Origin of the sequence: Pectinatus frisingensis, assembly GCF_015732285.1 — a bacterium.
GTDB lineage: Bacteria > Bacillota > Negativicutes > Selenomonadales > Selenomonadaceae > Pectinatus > Pectinatus frisingensis.
Genome location: NZ_WIQU01000069.1, coordinates 1 through 17,008, shown reverse-complemented (window position 1 = coordinate 17,008; position 17,008 = coordinate 1). Strand labels below are relative to the sequence as shown.

17 protein-coding genes are annotated in these 17,008 nt (G+C 38.7%); 4 read left to right on the top strand and 13 right to left on the bottom strand.

Annotated features, from left to right (window positions below):
- Positions 1 to 2: 2 nt before the first annotated feature.
- The 12 genes from I6751_RS13365 to radC all read right to left on the bottom strand — a co-directional run bounded on the left by I6751_RS13365 (position 3) and on the right by radC (position 10,703).
- Positions 3 to 755 carry a hypothetical protein gene (locus I6751_RS13365; RefSeq protein ID WP_231037910.1) on the bottom strand — a complete coding sequence of 251 codons (753 nt, stop codon included), beginning with the start codon at positions 753 to 755 and terminating at the stop codon, positions 3 to 5.
- 147 nt (positions 756 to 902) lie between these two features.
- Complete coding sequence (locus I6751_RS13360; protein WP_182187747.1) at positions 903 to 1,511, bottom strand: epoxyqueuosine reductase QueH; 609 nt, start codon at positions 1,509 to 1,511, stop codon at positions 903 to 905.
- A 33-nt stretch (positions 1,512 to 1,544) separates the two neighbouring features.
- Entirely contained in the window at positions 1,545 to 2,576 is a 1,032-nt protein-coding gene (ruvB, locus tag I6751_RS13355; RefSeq protein ID WP_182187746.1) for a Holliday junction branch migration DNA helicase RuvB, read from the bottom strand.
- 40 nt (positions 2,577 to 2,616) lie between these two features.
- Positions 2,617 to 3,606, bottom strand: coding sequence for a lysylphosphatidylglycerol synthase transmembrane domain-containing protein (locus tag I6751_RS13350; RefSeq protein ID WP_196591339.1), 990 nt, complete (start codon positions 3,604 to 3,606; stop codon positions 2,617 to 2,619).
- Between the two features lie 107 nt (positions 3,607 to 3,713).
- Positions 3,714 to 4,004, bottom strand: coding sequence for a cell division topological specificity factor MinE (minE, locus tag I6751_RS13345; protein WP_182187744.1), 291 nt, complete (start codon positions 4,002 to 4,004; stop codon positions 3,714 to 3,716).
- 14 nt (positions 4,005 to 4,018) lie between these two features.
- Complete coding sequence (gene minD / locus I6751_RS13340) at positions 4,019 to 4,807, bottom strand: septum site-determining protein MinD (protein WP_182187743.1); 789 nt, start codon at positions 4,805 to 4,807, stop codon at positions 4,019 to 4,021.
- 11 nt (positions 4,808 to 4,818) lie between these two features.
- The gene (gene minC, locus I6751_RS13335) at positions 4,819 to 5,466 is read right to left on the bottom strand and encodes a septum site-determining protein MinC (RefSeq protein WP_182187742.1); all 648 of its coding nucleotides are present in this window, start codon (positions 5,464 to 5,466) and stop codon (positions 4,819 to 4,821) included.
- Positions 5,467 to 5,564: 98 nt separating this feature from the next.
- Complete coding sequence (gene mrdA, locus I6751_RS13330; RefSeq protein ID WP_414153178.1) at positions 5,565 to 7,418, bottom strand: penicillin-binding protein 2; 1,854 nt, start codon at positions 7,416 to 7,418, stop codon at positions 5,565 to 5,567.
- Between the two features lie 45 nt (positions 7,419 to 7,463).
- A complete protein-coding gene (mreD, locus tag I6751_RS13325) occupies positions 7,464 to 7,955 on the bottom strand; it encodes a rod shape-determining protein MreD (protein WP_196591337.1) in 492 nt (163 codons plus the stop codon).
- Entirely contained in the window at positions 7,952 to 8,863 is a 912-nt protein-coding gene (gene mreC, locus I6751_RS13320) for a rod shape-determining protein MreC (protein WP_196591336.1), read from the bottom strand. The genes mreD and mreC overlap by 4 nt, the downstream gene beginning before the upstream one ends.
- 11 nt (positions 8,864 to 8,874) lie before the next feature.
- The gene (locus I6751_RS13315) at positions 8,875 to 9,909 is read right to left on the bottom strand and encodes a rod shape-determining protein (RefSeq protein ID WP_182187738.1); all 1,035 of its coding nucleotides are present in this window, start codon (positions 9,907 to 9,909) and stop codon (positions 8,875 to 8,877) included.
- Between the two features lie 98 nt (positions 9,910 to 10,007).
- Positions 10,008 to 10,703 (bottom strand): RadC family protein, encoded by a 696-nt coding sequence (radC, locus tag I6751_RS13310; protein WP_229711398.1) that lies wholly within the window; start codon positions 10,701 to 10,703, stop codon positions 10,008 to 10,010.
- A 528-nt stretch (positions 10,704 to 11,231) separates the two neighbouring features.
- Between radC and sigH the strand changes: the two genes are divergently transcribed.
- Together sigH and pfp are read left to right on the top strand one after the other, a co-directional pair.
- Positions 11,232 to 11,930 carry an RNA polymerase sporulation sigma factor SigH gene (gene sigH / locus I6751_RS13305; protein ID WP_182188591.1) on the top strand — a complete coding sequence of 233 codons (699 nt, stop codon included), beginning with the start codon at positions 11,232 to 11,234 and terminating at the stop codon, positions 11,928 to 11,930.
- A gap of 17 nt (positions 11,931 to 11,947) precedes the next feature.
- Positions 11,948 to 13,189, top strand: a complete 1,242-nt coding sequence (pfp, locus tag I6751_RS13300) for a diphosphate--fructose-6-phosphate 1-phosphotransferase (RefSeq protein ID WP_182187737.1) — start codon at positions 11,948 to 11,950, stop codon at positions 13,187 to 13,189.
- Positions 13,190 to 13,257: 68 nt separating this feature from the next.
- Here pfp and I6751_RS13295 read toward each other — a convergent pair whose 3' ends face one another.
- Positions 13,258 to 13,833, bottom strand: coding sequence for a hypothetical protein (locus I6751_RS13295; protein ID WP_182187736.1), 576 nt, complete (start codon positions 13,831 to 13,833; stop codon positions 13,258 to 13,260).
- 271 nt (positions 13,834 to 14,104) lie between these two features.
- Here I6751_RS13295 and lepA point away from each other — a divergent pair, with 271 nt between their 5' ends.
- On the top strand, positions 14,105 to 15,898 hold the full coding sequence (gene lepA, locus I6751_RS13290; RefSeq protein WP_326832813.1) for a translation elongation factor 4: 1,794 nt from the start codon (positions 14,105 to 14,107) through the stop codon (positions 15,896 to 15,898).
- 1 nt (position 15,899) lies between these two features.
- A partial coding sequence (gene hemW, locus I6751_RS13285; RefSeq protein ID WP_196591335.1) for a radical SAM family heme chaperone HemW occupies positions 15,900 to 17,008 on the top strand: 1,109 nt, incomplete at its 3' end.

Below are 17,008 nucleotides of genomic sequence, written 5' to 3'. Positions count from 1 at the left end.
TACTAAAAAAAAGGTTCCTTTTGAACAACATGCATTATATCTGCCATCTTAGTAAGCTGTTCATCAGTTCCGCTCACGGCAAATCGACAGCTGCCTTCCGCGCCAAATATTCCCCCTGCAGCTATCAATTCGGCATGTGCCCCAGAAAGAATATTTATGGCTTCTAACTCAGTAATTATCGTCCCTGTAATTGGCAATAACCTGGTACCCGATGTTGATGAATCATTAATCAATTCAGCCATTTCCACGATATCGCCAAAAACACGTTTTTCTAAACCTACCGGCAAAATCAATTGTACACGTCTGCCTAAAACGGCTTCTAAAATTGGCCCGCTGGTTCCAAGTTTAGGATTTGCTATTTGTATGCCGGCAAGTTTTCTATCTGGCTGCACAGCATTTGCCCCCTTCAAAATAATATCATTCTTCCCCAAATCAGCCGCTACATCAAATATTGTTTTCCCTTTTACCCATATACCTTTTTCTATAACAACATCAGTATTTGACCACTTTCCTTTTGGAATCTTGGCACCATGTATAACATTAACCCCTCGTAGAAAACTCTCCTTGGAAAAATCGTCTTTTTGCTGTATCTTTTTTAAAAGTTCCTCTGCCACATACCCATTGGTGCTGCCGGAAATAATTACCACAGTATGTTCCTGCGATGCAATTTTTATCTGTTCCATATTAATAACAGCCTTAGCTATCAATCTTTTCCCTGCCGCAACACTGACTTGAAATTGCTCTGTTTTATTCATAAGCATCAATACTCCTTAAAATCGTTTTTATTCAAATGTTTATAACACCTTTATATAACTTGATATCTGACTATCAAGTTTATTTGTATTATATACTGTTTAATTCAAAAAAAATCGACCTTGAATATAATTATCCAAAGCCGACCTTTATCCCTGCAATTCTTCCCGCAGTTTTTTCATTTTCTTTTTATGTTCCTTTTTCCACCTATTACTATAGCGTTCTTCTTCACTGAAAATACATCCACAATAAGGTTGTCTGTACAAATTAAGATTTTCACAAATCTCTACGCCTTCATTCCAACCGAGACGGAAATCTTCATACAAAAACGGTATATTCTCTGCCCGTGATATTTTTTCTGCAACATCTTTCATTACATCATGCAGCTGATAAGGACTGACAAATAATGTTGATGTAAATGCATCAAAACCGTTTTCTTTGGCATATACTGCCGTCTGATGCAGCCGCCAGGCATAGCACATGCGGCAACGCGGTTTTTCTGTCAATGTTTCTTCACGTTTTTCCGCAGATAAAGCCCGCCACAAAAAATCTCTAAGTTGATAGTTTCGATCTATCTGTATGGGCAAATCAACTTTTTCTGCAAACTCTATTGCAGTATCAAACCGTCGTTTAAATTCTTTATACGGATGTATGTTGGGGTTAAAAAAATAACCGGACAATTCGTGTCCCTCAGCCCGCAGCTGTTTAACCGGATAACAGGAGCATGGCCCGCAGCACATATGTAGTAATACTTTCATATCTACCCTTCTTATAGTTTATAAACACATACTTCATCCATCAAACAGGCTTTGATTTTCGACATTAGGTATCGGTAAATTCATATGTTTATACCCCAAGGCTGTGACGACCCGTCCACGCGGTGTACGATTAATAAAACCGAGCTGTAATAAATACGGTTCATATACATCCTCAATAGTATCACGCTCTTCACTTATCGCTGCCGCCAGTGTTTCAACACCCACAGGACCGCCGCCAAATTTATCGATCATCGTCATGAGCATGCGCCGGTCAATATTATCCAATCCTGCCTTATCGACCTCAAGCATAGCTAAGGCTCTATCAGCTATCGAATCAGTAATGACTCCATCACCTTTTATCTGGGCAAAATCACGCACCCGTTTCAGCAGGCGGTTAGCCACTCGTGGTGTACCGCGTGACCGTCGAGCTATTTCCATAGCTCCCCGATCTTCAATAGCAATTTCCAATATTTCCGCCGACCTTTTTATAATATAAACCAATGCTTCAGGTTCATAATATTCCAAGCGGGATACAACACCAAACCTGTCACGCAAAGGTGATGCCAGTGCTCCCACTCTTGTCGTTGCACCAATAAGAGTAAAAGGAGCAATATCAAGCCGTATGGAACGTGCCGACGGCCCTTTGCCAATTATTATGTCAAGAGCAAAATCCTCCATTGCAGAATACAGCACTTCTTCCACACTATGTGACAGACGGTGTATTTCATCAATAAATAATACATCTTTTTCCGTAAGATTAGTCAAAAGAGCTGCTAAATCTCCCGAGCGTTCAATTGCCGGACCTGAGGTCACACGAAAATTAACTCCCAGTTCATTAGCTATTATCGATGCCAATGTTGTTTTACCCAACCCCGGAGGGCCATATAAAAGCACATGGTCAAGTGCTTCACCACGTGATATCGCCGCTTTAATAAATATTTCCAGATTTTCCTTAACCTTATCCTGACCGATATATTCACTTAATTTTTTAGGACGAAGGCTGTACTGCCATGTATCCATATCATTTTCGGTTCCCGCAATAATACGGTTTTCATTATTTTCCATGCCATTCTCCTGTAAAATTAAAAATCATATTCAATATACATCAACTAGTCTTTTTAAATGAAGATTTCCCCAAAAAACTACGCCCAAATGATTTGAGCGTATAATAAAATCCTACTAAGAACGGTATATATTCTGCAAAAAGGCGCCATGCCACCGCTACTACCCCCACTGTGCCAACCGGAGCTATCGTATTAAATAACAAAACAAATCCGCCTTCTGCTATTCCTGAGCCACCAGGTGTAGGTGAAAAATACAAAAATATATTCAAAAAAATCATCCGCCCCATTACCAGCGCCCAATTAATATCTACCCCCAGACCCAACAATAAAAAGGGAACGACTGAATAAAGAGCAATCAAACTCAATCCTGATATAATAAAGACTTTTAACAATCCAGCCGGCGATGATGCCAAAAGCAATATAGCTTTTTTATTATCACGGTAAAAGCCGATTAATTTGCGGCCTTTTTTGTGGGATATTTTTTTAGCAATGAATATCGCCACTTTATCAAAATAACCACTTACCATGGCCCATACTAAAAGTGCAACAGCTCCGATCGCCAATATTGAAACAAATAACAAAGTTTCATTTGATATCCATGGCAGAACTCCATCATCACTCAATAAAATAAACGGCATACAGACAAATAAAAATGCTATAGAAACGAGCGTGCGCACGATTACAATGACCGTTGCTTTTCCTATAGGAATATCCGCGTGACGCAAAAACATCAACTGAGCTACCGCTCCACCAGAAAATCCAGGTGTCAGTAAGGCTAAAAAATAATTGCCAAAAACTACTCTTGCAGCTTGCAGGGGAGTTATTTTTTCGCCGGATATTTTAATCAGCTGTGTCAGTCTTAATCCATCCAAAAAAAGTCCAATAGCAACACTAAAGAATGCCGCGGCAATTGACCATGGTTGAAAATCAATTAAAGTTTTTAATGTATTTATATCTACGGTAAAATATATTACACAATAAGAGATAACTCCGACTAACAGCAACAACACTATAAGGCGTTTGTAAAACATTTAAATCTCCCTATCTCCCGTGATAAATATTATTTTATATCTTATTCCGTAAGAAATGGCCTTTTGTTTCACCAAAAGGCCATTTCTTCTGTTCGTATTATTGTTTATCATCTATGCATATTACGTGAAGACATAACTTGTGGTTTTATTCGTTTCACCGGTATATTGGCCAACAGGGCCACCGAGTTTTCATCATCAGATAAACTTATTTCCATTTCATGCTGATTGATGTCCATATAGTTTGAAATCACTTTGATTATATCATCTTTTATATGATTGATAACTTCAGGTGAAATATTAGCCCTGTCATGTATGAGTACAACACGCAGCCGATCTTTTGCTATTCTTCCTGATGGTTTATCATCATGACCAAACAACCTCATAACAGCTTTTAACATGAGATATACCCCCTTCACACATGCAATATCTGTTTAAGTTTATCAAACAATGATTTCTTACGAAAATCAAGAAAGGGAATCTGTTCTCCGCAAATTCGTCCTACTATATTGTTATAGGCTTGACCTGCCAGAGACTTTTTATTGGAAATCACCGGTTCGCCGCGATTTGTCGAAGTCACTACCATTTCATCATCAGGCACTTGTCCAATACATTCTATGGCTAATATATCATTTATATCATCCATATTTAGCATATCACCTGATTCCACCATATGGCTTCGTATTCTGTTAACAATAAGTTTTATATGATCTTTATCCGCACGGTTAAGTTCACCAATAATCTTATCTGCATCCCGTACAGCCGAAATTTCCGGCATAGTAACAACAATAGCATAATCTGCTGCCGCTATCGCAGTCTTAAATCCCTGCTCGATTCCAGCCGGACAATCAATCAATATATAATCAAACTCGCCGCGCATCTGATTGCAGACATCTACCAACTGCTGACCATTAACTGAACTTTTATCTCTGATCTGTGAAGTTGGCAGCAAAAATAAGTTTTCGTGTTTTTTATGACGTACTAACGCTTTTTTATAAGGGATACGGCCTGTTACTACATCAACCAAATCATACATAATTCTATTTTCTAGACCAAGCAATAAATCAAGATTTCTAAGTCCTGTATCCGTATCAATAAGTGCCACTTTATTCCCGCGTATAGCCAGTCCCACACCGATGTTAGCAGTAGTTGTTGTCTTACCGACTCCGCCTTTTCCCGATGTTATGACTATTACCTCACTCATATGCCTTCCTCCTACCGGTTAATTGCTTCCAAAATAATTTGTCCGCCGTTGATATAAGCCTTCTCCGGATAGGGAGCGTCGGCTTTAGACATCCATTTATCCGGTGCGCGTGCCACCATATCGGCAATCCGTATCTGCATGGGAATAAGATGATCCGCCATTACTACAGCTGTTATATCTCCAAATGCTCCCGCGTGAACAATGCCACGGCATGATCCTCTGACATCTATATTCCCTCCGGCAATTATTGTCGCTCCGGGATTTACATTGCCATTAATAACAACAGAACCATCGGATATTACTTCCTGCCCATTCCGTATCGTTTGATTTATAATTGTTTTTTTTGCTGTTCTGGCCTTTTCTTCTGCAGTACTTTCTATTTTCTTATTATTAGCGGCCGCATCTCTTTGAACTTGTTTTGTTATACTTGTATTTTGCAAAACCAATCCATATGTTTCAAAAAGTTTTTCTAATTGCTGTTTCTGAGATTTATTTGTCCATTCCGCTTCTAATTGAATTATTGTTCCCTTTTGAAAAAAATTAAACGACGAATCCAGCTTTTTCCTTATTAAGTTTTCAATTGTCGGGAAATCGGCCGTATTAGTCAGAACCAATTTCAGACCAGACCGACTTCCCTTAAATACAACTTCTTCACCCATAATCATACATCCTGCTTATCCATGATTTTATATACCTATAGATACTTATCTTAGATGAATTCTCTTTAGGCATTGCATATTCCTGCCTGCGTCATCAATTAATGACTTACTTTTACACCAGATTTAATATCATTATTGAACGCAGCCGATGTTGCTGTCTGTGGATCAACCAACGGTGGTTCCGGTACCAGGTGAAAGGCTGCCTCAAGAATTGCTTTGCCTATTGGAACTGCTGATTGTGCTCCATATCCACCATTTTCTACAATGACTGCCACTACTATACTGGGATCTTCATATGGCCCATAAGCAGCAAACCAGCCATGATCAGCCCCATGTGGATTTTCTGCTGTCCCTGTTTTGCCTGCTATGTTTACGGGAAAAGAACCGCCAAAAAAAGAGGCTGCTGTACCAATTCTAGTAACTTCTAACAAACTTTGCTGAATCAATTTTATAAAAGCAGGATCAACTCCATCCAAGTGTCCTTCCACCACCGGGTCAAAATGTTTATAAACCGAGCCATCCGGATTGGTTATATCATTTACCAGATATGGTTTATACCTGGTACCACCATTGGCAATTTCACTCATTATCATAGCTGCCTGAATCGGTGTTACAAGATTAAACCCCTGTCCAATAGCGGCATCCAGTGTTTCTGAAAGATACCAATCTTCATTATAAACCTTTTTCTTATAAGCCTTGCTGGCAATCAAGCCACTTGCCTCATAAGGCAAATCAACACCGGTTTTTTCACCAAGCCCAAATAATTTTGCATATTTTCCCAATGTGTCAATGCCTACCCGGTTTCCCATTTCATAAAAATACACATTATCCGAATGTGCCAATGCCTGACTAAAGTTTATCGGACCTAAAGCTTCTCCATCAGCATTGTGTTTAGGTACCAGCCAATATACACCTGGGTCGAATATTATTTCTTCCGGTGTAACTTTATGTTCATTAAGCGCAGCTGTGCCTGTCACTATCTTAAATATGGATCCAGGTGGGTACTCACCTGTTATGGCCTTATTATCCATAGGATGATAAGGATTGCTATTTATTTGATTCCAATCTTTTTCTGAAATTCCTCCGGCAAATTTATTAGGATCAAAAGACGGCCGACTGCATATAGCCAAAATAGCTCCCGTTTTCGGGTTCATAACCACTGCCGCCGCCGCATGGGCATGAATTTCGCTCAGCCGATCATCAATGGCTTTTTCCACCGCTAACTGCAGCCCCATATCAATCGTCAAATGGAGATCCTTGCCCTGTATTGGTTCTTTTTTCCCTAATATTTGAACAGGCTTCCCCGTGGCATCAACCTCAACCTGCTCGCCGCCTGGTGTACCCCGCAAATACTCATCATATACTTTTTCCAGTCCAAATTTGCCAATAATATCACCCAACTTATAATTATCATCATTGTGTTTTTTTAATTCTTCCTCATTTATTTCACCGACATATCCAAAGGTATGGGCTCCTACTGTTTTATAAATATAATCCCTGATTGGCTGGGCTTCCACTACTACTCCTGGATATTTTTCCTTTTGTTCTTCCAATATCGTCCAGATTTCCGGCCCGACATTTGTCTTGAGCCGTATCGGATCAAACCCTTGGTGTTTTTTTATCTTCTCTTCAATACTTTTTCTATCCATTTTCAAGAGCACTGCTAAATTACCTATCAGTTCAGGTTTTATTTTTTCATCTAAAGGTAATATTGCCACAGTAAAACCTGGCTGGTTCATAACCACCGGATTATCATTGCAGTCATACATTGTCCCCCGCGATGCCATCGTAGGAATTATCCTTATGCGATTACCCTCAGCCTGCTTTCTATAAAAATCCCCCTGATATATCTGCAAATATCCCAAACGAATAATTAGCACAAATATTACCAGTATAGAGATAATGGATAAGGCTTTTAATCTATTTGTTGTATCTCTTGATCCCAAGCTGATTTCTCCTCATACTTATTAATTAAGACACCCTGAAAGGTGCCTCAATTAACTGTCAAAACTCTTATTTTTCAACCAGCATACTACTTTATGTACAAAATATGAAAATACCAGATTATAAATCAATGGTATCAATAATAAATTATATAGACTCTGTATCAAGTTTATCCGATAGCCAAGCAATAATACTACAATTATTAGTATAACATAATTAGCGGCTGTTGCCACGACTGATGAAACAAGCGGCAGAAGAATTTTCCCTTCATAAACGCGACCTATCATCAAACCGAAACCAAAACCTATTATCATTTTACTTAAAGTATTAAATCCCAAAAATGTACCGGAAGCAATATCCTGTAAAAGGCCTCCACAAAATCCGGCAAAAGTACCTAAACGGTACCCATGTGTCAAAGCATATGATACTGTCAATAACAAAATCAAATCGACATTTACATTTTTAAATGAAAATAAATTTAAAAATGACGTTTGCAGCACATATGCGATAAGGAAAACAGCTATCCATGACAAATTTTTTTTCATTTTGCCGTACCCGTTTCCCGGCTGCCTCCATCTGCTGCCTTTTGCATCTGTCTAGTTAATACTTCAGGTGATAATTCACGCGAATTAACAATAATGGCAACATCTTCCAGTTTTTGAAAGTCAACAGCTGGTTTTATCGCTGCATATTTAAGCAGCCCGCCGGCTTCATTACCTACTTCATCTACTGTTCCTATAAATATCCCTTTTGGATATATTCCGCCCAAACCAGACGTTATTATCTGGTCACCTGGCTGTATATCGGCTGCCCTTGATATATTTTCCATATGAATATCTACTTGTTTATCTATGTCACCCTTTACGATGCCGGCCACTCTCGAATCACTGCGCTGGACCAAAGCCCCCACAGCTACCCTTGGATCAGTTATCAAAGCCACCACGGAATAACTGCCATAAACATCGATTACTGCACCGACTAACCCATCCGGGGTTACTACCGGCATATCCTTCTTTATACCATCATTACTACCACGGTTTATTACTACATTATTTATCCACGTGGCAGAATCACGTGCTATAACGGAAGCTGTTACCAAATCAAATTGTTTTGTTGATTCTTTATAATTAAGCAAACCCTTTAAACGCTGATTTTCCGCCTCAAGTTCATTATCATGCAAATTTTCTTCACGCAGAGTTGTCACTTCAGCTTTCAACTGCTTATTTTCCTGATACATACTCATCAGTTCATTTAAAGCATTGATGATGCTGCCGCTTTTATTGCCCAATGCTGACGAAAAGCTCTGAAAAGGTGCTAATAAAGTTATAACAGTGCGATTTGTCAAAGGTATGGAAACTCTATCTTTAGCCGAAAAAAACATGGTACAGAATATACCCAGCAAAACAACTATAAGTATCCATATTTTTTTCCCCATTGGTTCATTTGTCTGCATACTCATTCTTCTTATTTTAGTTTCTTCGTCGTCATCATAACACGCTTCAGAAGATCAATATTTTCCAGTGATTTTCCTGTACCTTCGCCAACACATGACAATGAATCCTCTGCAATAAGCACCGGCATACCCGTTTCCTTGCTGAGTAATTTATCCAAATTAGATAACAATGCACCACCGCCTGTCATCATTATACCATGATCCATAACATCAGCAGCCAGCTCCGGTGGAGTGCGTTCTAGCGTATTTTTCACTGCTTCAACTATTTTATGCACAGGTTCACGCAATGCTTCCTCGATTTCATGATCACTTATATCCAATACCTTAGGCAGTCCGCTTACAAGATCACGTCCGCGGATTTCCATATGTTTACTTTGTTCCGGTGCAATAGCCGTACCGATATTTATCTTTATTTCTTCAGCTGTACGTTCGCCAATCATAAGATTATACATCCGCTTTATATACTGCACTATTGATGAATCCATTTCATCACCGCCAATGCGTATTGAACAACTTGTAACTATACCGCCTAAAGAAATTACAGCTATTTCCGTAGTCCCCCCGCCAATATCAACAACCATACTGCCGGTCGCTTCTTCTACGGGAAGACCCGCACCAATAGCTGCCGCCATCGGTTCTTCAATCAAATAAGCTTCATTGGCACCAGCCTGACGGACAGCATCAACAACAGCGCGCTTTTCCACTTCCGTCACGCCCGATGGGACTCCAACTACAACACGCGGTTTAATAAACGAACTGCGATTCATTGCCTTACCAATAAAATATTTCAGCATCGACTGCGTAATGTTAAAGTCCGCAATAACTCCATCCTTCATCGGCCGTATTGCAACAATGTTGCCAGGAGTACGGCCAATCATCCGCTTTGCTTCTTCCCCCACTGCCAAAACATTATTAGTATCACGGTCTATTGCAACAACTGATGGCTCACGCAAAACAATACCTTTCCCCTTCACATGCACCAGTGTATTAGCAGTCCCTAAATCTATCCCCATATCATGGGAAAATCCACCAAACAAATTCCACATTATAATAAATACTCCCTTCAACCCTCATATAAAAACTTTCAAAATCCCTGCTATAAATTATTACTGCTATTGAGTACCGATCTTCTCCACCATCGAGTTCACTTCATCAGACCTCGTTCCCTAAAGCTCATGTATTTATTATCACCAATGATTATATGATCTGCAACTGTTATCCCGATTATCCGACCAGCTTTTACCAGACGATCAGTAACCGCCATATCATCATCGCTCGGTGCACAATCACCACTTGGATGATTATGTGCTAATATCATTGACGATGCCGAATTAACTATTGCTTCATTAAATACCTCACGCGGATGAACCAATGATGCATTTAAAATACCTATTGATATCACTTTAAAGGATAATACTTGATTTTTCACATTCAAAAGAACCACAGCAAATTTTTCCTTATTTTCATATCTTAAACGTGGTATAAGATAATTTGCTGCATCTACTGGAGTGTTCAATGAAAATTTTCTGCCAAGCGGTTCCTGTGCTATACGCCGTCCTAATTCCACGGCAGCCAAAATAGTTGCTGCTTTAACAGCCCCTATACCATGTACTTTACTGATTTGTGTCACCGACAAATTCACTATCGTTGACAAGCCACGCTCTTTATACAACGACAATAAATTTTCGGCCACATGTAAAACCGACATCTCTTTTGTCCCCGAGCGCAGTAAAATAGCCAGCAATTCAGCATTACTCAATCCCTGTGCCCCGCATGATATAAGTTTTTCGCGCGGCCGTTCCTGCTCGGGCAAGTCACGAACCATAGTGTTTTTAACCATAATGAGGTCCTCTAAACCTGACTGTTAAACTATGAAGTTGAAAAAATTCTAAGTTCCAATAAGCACTATTTGATTAAACCGCATATATTGTAACAAAAATACTATACCAAATAAATTACTCTAAGACAATGGTATTTAGCAAAACCATAAAAAAATATCATAAAATATATTAATATCATTTTACAGCCACATTCATAAAAGGTGCTTTAAAATCCTCAAAGACCTTGTCTTACTTGACTAGGCAATATTGCTAATGTATAATTTCAGTTAAGATATCAATAATTTATAATGTAGTTAAATATTAACCTATTATATTTTGGAAATGACGCGAAAGCATCGTCATATTTCCGAACTGGAGCGATGATGCTAATGAATTCACTTTCTGAGAATAACACTTTCGATAACCCTAATACTGAAAATAAATCAGGTGACGATACTCTAATGAGCCAATCTTCTACTGACAAAACTACAGTTACAACAACTAATCCTGCCGATACTGTATCTGCCAACGAAAATCCAGAAGAAATCATGGCAAAATTTACCGATGAAGAGCTTTTATTTGAAATAAGAGAAAAACATGATAAATTTGCCTTGGAATTTCTAATTAAAAAATATCGTAATTTTGTTCGGGTCAGAGCCCGTTCCTATTTTTTGATTGGTGCTGATCGCGAAGACATCATTCAAGAAGGCATGATTGGTCTTTATAAAGCTATTCGTGATTTTCGCAATGAAAAATTATCATCTTTTCACGCCTTTGCTGAATTATGTGTAACACGCCAAATTATAACAGCTATAAAAACCGCCACCCGGCAAAAACACATTCCCTTAAATTCGTATATTTCTCTTAATAAGCCCATCTACGACGAGGATTCTGATCGTACTTTACTCGATATTTTATCTGGTAATGCCGTCAGTGATCCTGAAGAACTTATGATAAATCGCGAAGAATTTATTGCCATTGAGGGGAAAATGGAACAAATTTTAAGTGACCTCGAATGGAAAGTTCTAATGTCTTATCTTGATGGTAAATCATATCAGGAAATAGCCGGCGATTTAAATCGCCACGTAAAATCAATCGATAATGCACTCCAGCGCGTAAAGCGCAAACTTGAAAAATACATGAACAGCCGTGCCAAAGCGGAAGATTTTCACTCATTCAAACAAGCTTCACGGACTAATAAACATTTCAATGACTTATATTTCAGTTTAAATCCCAGACACAATTAACAAAAGGAGGGAATTATATGTCTCAAAAAACCATTGCAATTATCTGTGGCGGCGGTCCGGCCCCCGGCATCAACAGTGTTATTCGCTCAGTCACATCGGAAGCCGCACGTAACGGGTGGAGAGTGTTAGGCATATATGAAGGTTTTTTTCATCTTGCCAAGGGTGAAAAAAAATACGTCGAACTAGTATATGACAACACCAGCCATATTCATTTGACCGGTGGCTGTATTTTACAAATGTCACGCTTTAATCCCACTAAAAACGAGGAAGATCTAAAACGTGTAGTCGACACACTCACCGAGCTTGGTGTCACACATCTTTTAACTATCGGTGGTGATGATACGGCATTCAGTTCAGCTGCTGTGGCTGCTTATTCAAAGAAAACCGGACATTTCATCAATGTCGTTCATGTTCCAAAAACCATTGACAACGATTTACCATTACCGGAAAACGTCCCAACTTTCGGCTTTGAAACAGCGCGGGCTTTCGGCACAACAGAAATCGAAAATCTCATCGAAGACGCCCGTACCACTAATAATCGCTGGTACTTGGCCATTGCCATGGGACGCACAGCAGGCCATTTAGCGCTTGGTATCGGTCGTTCAGCGGGTGCTGCTGTTACTATTATTCCCGAAGAATTTCCTCAGTACAAGATCACCTTACAACACCTAATTGATATTCTTGTCGGCGCAATGATCAAACGAAACATGATCGGACGTAATTACGGCGTAGCTGTAATTGCTGAAGGAGTATTAGAGAAAATTGCCCCGGAAGACTTTATCAAACTTGGTAAAATTTCCCGTGACGAACATGGCCATATACGCTATGCTGAACTTGATTTCGGTGAAATCTTGAAAGAAGCTATTGTAAACGAAATGAAACAGCTTGGTATTAAATTATCTATCGTTGATAAAGAAATCGGTTATGAACTGCGCTGTGCCGCACCTATTGCCTATGATATAGATTATACCACAATGCTGGGGTATGCTGCTGTACAATTTCTCCTAAAGGGTGGCAGCGGTGCTATGATATCGGTTCAAGGGAGCCGTGCCATTCCTATGTATTTTGAAGAATTAAAAAATCCTACTACGGGAAAAACCTTCGTTCGCAAGGTAAATATTGACTCCGTCAGTTATAAAATTGCCCGCAGTTTCATGCAGCGCTTGGAACGAGAAGATCTTGACAATCCAGAAATTGCCAAATTATATAATATGACTCCGGAAGATTTTAAAAAAAGATATCTGTATATGTTTGAATAAATTTTATAAATAATTCCATTGACTATTTATAATACAGCCTTATGCGCAAGCCTTTGCCCATAGGGCTGTTATTGTCCGTAAGGCTTCTTGCCATCGGTTTGAAATACTTCCCGATAATCCATTCGGTCTAATACCATAATGAATTTATTAAATATTATTATATTAATAGCCGAACCCGCTTCATAAACTGCCACAGCCATGTAAATGATATCATCACGCCCGTTTGTATCTACTAATGCTATGAAACAACCTGCCAGCATAAAAAGAACTGATTTTATTATTTCTAAGCGCATGCCTTTTACCAAAAAATTGTAATGTTGTGGGTCGGGATCCCATACGGCCCAATTTACCAATAAAACTAAAATTATCAATGCACCTGCCGTTAAAATAATTACCGCATTAGTCGGCAAAAACAAACTCGAAATGGCGCACACTACAGCTCCAGGCCAATTAAAAGGCACCATCATTCCGATAAACAACAGCCAACTGACCGATAAATTTCCCACTTCCTGCCCTGAATATAAAAAATAGAAAATCAATACCCATCCTATTGATAATAATTCACCAACCAAAAGTATTCCTGCCAATAGTTTCATTCGACCAATAAGCTCTAATTTCCCTGCCACATCATGATTACTAAACATTATGGATAATTTTTGCTCCTTCTCTAATTTCTGAAATAATTTCATTTTAATATAACTATCTTTTATTATCATACATTATCATATTAATTTGTCTATGCCATAAATTATACCAATATATACTAAATTTGGCGATTATTTTTAATAAACTAATGTTAAATATTATTATCCTATAAAATAAACCTCAATTATCCGCTATCATTTTCTTCACAAAAATATGCAAACTCGTTATAATTATATACAAAACATGTTATTTAAGAAAGGGTCATTTAAATTGGACGCAAGATATATAAGGAATTTTTCAATAATCGCCCATATCGACCATGGAAAATCAACGATTGCCGATAGATTGATAGAATTAACCGGCACTTTAAGTGAACGTGAAATGGAAAACCAGGTACTCGACAATATGGACTTAGAACGTGAACGCGGCATCACCATAAAAGCTCAAACAGTACGTTTGCATTATAAAGGGAAAAATGGCCAATTATACGAATTAAATTTGATTGATACCCCCGGCCATGTTGATTTTAACTATGAAGTATCACGCAGTCTGGCAGCTTGTGAAGGTGCTTTACTGGTCGTCGACGCCGCCCAAGGTGTCGAAGCACAGACGCTGGCAAATGTCTACCTGGCACTTGAACATGATTTGGAAATTATCCCCGTGATAAACAAAATAGACCTGCCCAGTGCTGATCCGGATCATGTAAAACAAGAGATAGAAGACATCATCGGTCTCGATGCCAGTGAAGCCATTTTATGCAGTGCTAAAACAGGACTGGGTATTGATAAAATATTGGATGAAATCGTCAATAAAATTCCCGCACCAACGGGTGATGAAAATAAGCCCTTAAAAGCTCTTATTTTTGACTCATATTTTGATTCTTATAAAGGCGCAATTGCCCATATACGACTTTTCCAGGGAAAAATCCAACCCGGCATGAAACTTAAAATGATGTCAACCGGCAAGACGTTTGAAGTTACTGATATAGGCTGCTTTCACCCGGCGCCCATCAATGTCGATGAACTTTGCGCAGGACAGGTTGGTTTTGTTGCTGGCAGCTTAAAAAACGTCAAGGATATTCGTGTTGGTGACACTATAACCAGTGTATCAAATCCTACCGATAAACCCCTCCCCGGTTATCGCGGCGTTACGCCGATGGTTTACTGTGGCCTGTATCCGGTAGACAGCAGTGATTACGATAATCTAAAAGACGCTTTAGAAAAATTACAACTCAATGACGCCGCCTTGGTTTTTGAGCCAGAAACCTCTATAGCTTTGGGTTTTGGTTTCAGGTGTGGTTTCCTGGGGCTATTGCATATGGATGTTGTCCAAGAACGACTAGAACGTGAATACAAATTAAAATTAATAACTACCGCTCCCAGTGTTATTTACCATATATATAAGACCGACGGATCTATGTTAAAAGTTTCCAACCCGACACAATTGCCTCCACCGACAGAAATCGAGCATATGGAAGAACCTTTTGTCAAAGCCACTATTATCGTTCCTAATGATTATGTTGGTGCCGTAATGGAAATCTCTCAGGATAAACGCGGAAAATTTATTAGCATGGATTATATTGATAATAGAGTTATGCTCACATATCACATTCCGCTCAATGAGATAATTTACGATTATTTTGATAAATTAAAATCTACCACACGAGGTTATGCTTCTCTTGATTATGAACTGGCCGGTTACCAGCAGTCTAAATTGGTTAAACTGGATATTCTATTGAATGGTGAAATGGTTGATGCTCTTTCCACCATAGTTCATATTGACCGGGCACAGCAGCGTGGCCGTCAATTAGCTGAAAAACTCAAAGGAATCATACCACGTCAAATGTTTGAAATACCTATACAAGCCGCAATAGGCAATAAAATAATCGCACGAGAAACTGTTCGCGCCATGCGTAAAGATGTTTTAGCAAAATGCTACGGTGGCGATATTACCCGCAAACGCAAATTACTAGAAAAACAAAAAGAAGGAAAAAAACGTATGAAATCGGTCGGCAGTGTAGAAATACCACAAGAAGCCTTTATGGCAATCTTGAAAGTTGATTGACATGTTTTCACTTTATATTCATATACCATTTTGCCGGCAAAAATGTTTTTACTGTGATTTTCCTTCAATAGCAGCTAATAGTACAACGCTTTATAATGATTATATCACAGCAGTTATTAAGGAGATAAATTTACGCCGACAAATTTTAGGCCCACTAAAGATATCCACCATCTACTTTGGCGGCGGCACACCGTCATTATTGCCACCAGAGTCAATCGGCATATTATTATCTGCTGTTTCCGCAAAATTTATTGTATCTTCCGATGCCGAAATTACATTGGAAGCAAATCCAGGAACTGTATCACTTGATTCTTTACAAAAATTAAACCAGTATGGTATAAATCGTTTAAGTATTGGTGTTCAGGCAACACAAAATAATCTACTAAAATTTTTAGGACGCATTCATAATTTCAAACAAGTTCAAACAGCTGTTGATGATGCTAAAAAAGCCGGCCTAAAAAATATAAATCTGGATCTTATGTATGGATTGCCCTCACAAAGCCTTAAAATGCTTTCTGAGAGTATTAATTGGTTTTTGAATCAAGATATCCAGCACATATCTATTTATGGTCTTCAAATTGAAAAGGGGACACGATTTGCCCACATGCAGCTTAACAACAAACTATCATTACCAAATGATGAGCTTGTTGAACAAATGTATGATTATATAACCAATACTTTACCACTGCATGGATTTTATCGGTACGAGATATCGAATTTTGCCAAACCCACTTTTGAAAGCCGCCATAATATGACTTATTGGCAGGATAAACCTTATTTGGGGATAGGCTGTGCCGCTCATTCATATTATAATCAACAACGTACCTATAATACTCATAATGTATATAAATATATAAAAACGTGCAATGATAATCTTCTTCCATCAATAAAAGAAGAAACACTTGATCGTAAGAAATGGATGGAGGAATTTTGTTTTTTGGCGCTGAGAACAGTCGATGGTATCAATAAGACTAAATTTAAGGATACTTTTAATTGTAATATATATGATATCTACTGCGAAAGTATAAATAAATTGAAATCACAGCATTTGTTGTCAGAAGATAAGGAACGTCTGTGTCTGACACCGCTGGGCATGAAATTCGGCAATAC

Excerpts from the sequence above, each read along its gene's own strand:
- I6751_RS13365 (WP_231037910.1), bottom strand. The coding sequence starts at position 755 with ATGAATAAAACAGAGCAATTTCAAGTCAGTGTTGCGGCAGGGAAAAGA.
- I6751_RS13360 (WP_182187747.1), bottom strand. The coding sequence starts at position 1,511 with ATGAAAGTATTACTACATATGTGCTGCGGGCCATGCTCCTGTTATCCG.
- ruvB (WP_182187746.1), bottom strand. The coding sequence starts at position 2,576 with ATGGAAAATAATGAAAACCGTATTATTGCGGGAACCGAAAATGATATG.
- I6751_RS13350 (WP_196591339.1), bottom strand. The coding sequence starts at position 3,606 with ATGTTTTACAAACGCCTTATAGTGTTGTTGCTGTTAGTCGGAGTTATC.
- minE (WP_182187744.1), bottom strand. The coding sequence starts at position 4,004 with ATGTTAAAAGCTGTTATGAGGTTGTTTGGTCATGATGATAAACCATCA.
- minD (WP_182187743.1), bottom strand. The coding sequence starts at position 4,807 with ATGAGTGAGGTAATAGTCATAACATCGGGAAAAGGCGGAGTCGGTAAG.
- minC (WP_182187742.1), bottom strand. The coding sequence starts at position 5,466 with ATGGGTGAAGAAGTTGTATTTAAGGGAAGTCGGTCTGGTCTGAAATTG.
- mreD (WP_196591337.1), bottom strand. The coding sequence starts at position 7,955 with ATGAAAAAAAATTTGTCATGGATAGCTGTTTTCCTTATCGCATATGTG.
- mreC (WP_196591336.1), bottom strand. The coding sequence starts at position 8,863 with ATGCAGACAAATGAACCAATGGGGAAAAAAATATGGATACTTATAGTT.
- I6751_RS13315 (WP_182187738.1), bottom strand. The coding sequence starts at position 9,909 with ATGTGGAATTTGTTTGGTGGATTTTCCCATGATATGGGGATAGATTTA.
- radC (WP_229711398.1), bottom strand. The coding sequence starts at position 10,703 with ATGGTTAAAAACACTATGGTTCGTGACTTGCCCGAGCAGGAACGGCCG.
- sigH (WP_182188591.1), top strand. The coding sequence starts at position 11,232 with ATGGCAAAATTTACCGATGAAGAGCTTTTATTTGAAATAAGAGAAAAA.
- pfp (WP_182187737.1), top strand. The coding sequence starts at position 11,948 with ATGTCTCAAAAAACCATTGCAATTATCTGTGGCGGCGGTCCGGCCCCC.
- I6751_RS13295 (WP_182187736.1), bottom strand. The coding sequence starts at position 13,833 with ATGTTTAGTAATCATGATGTGGCAGGGAAATTAGAGCTTATTGGTCGA.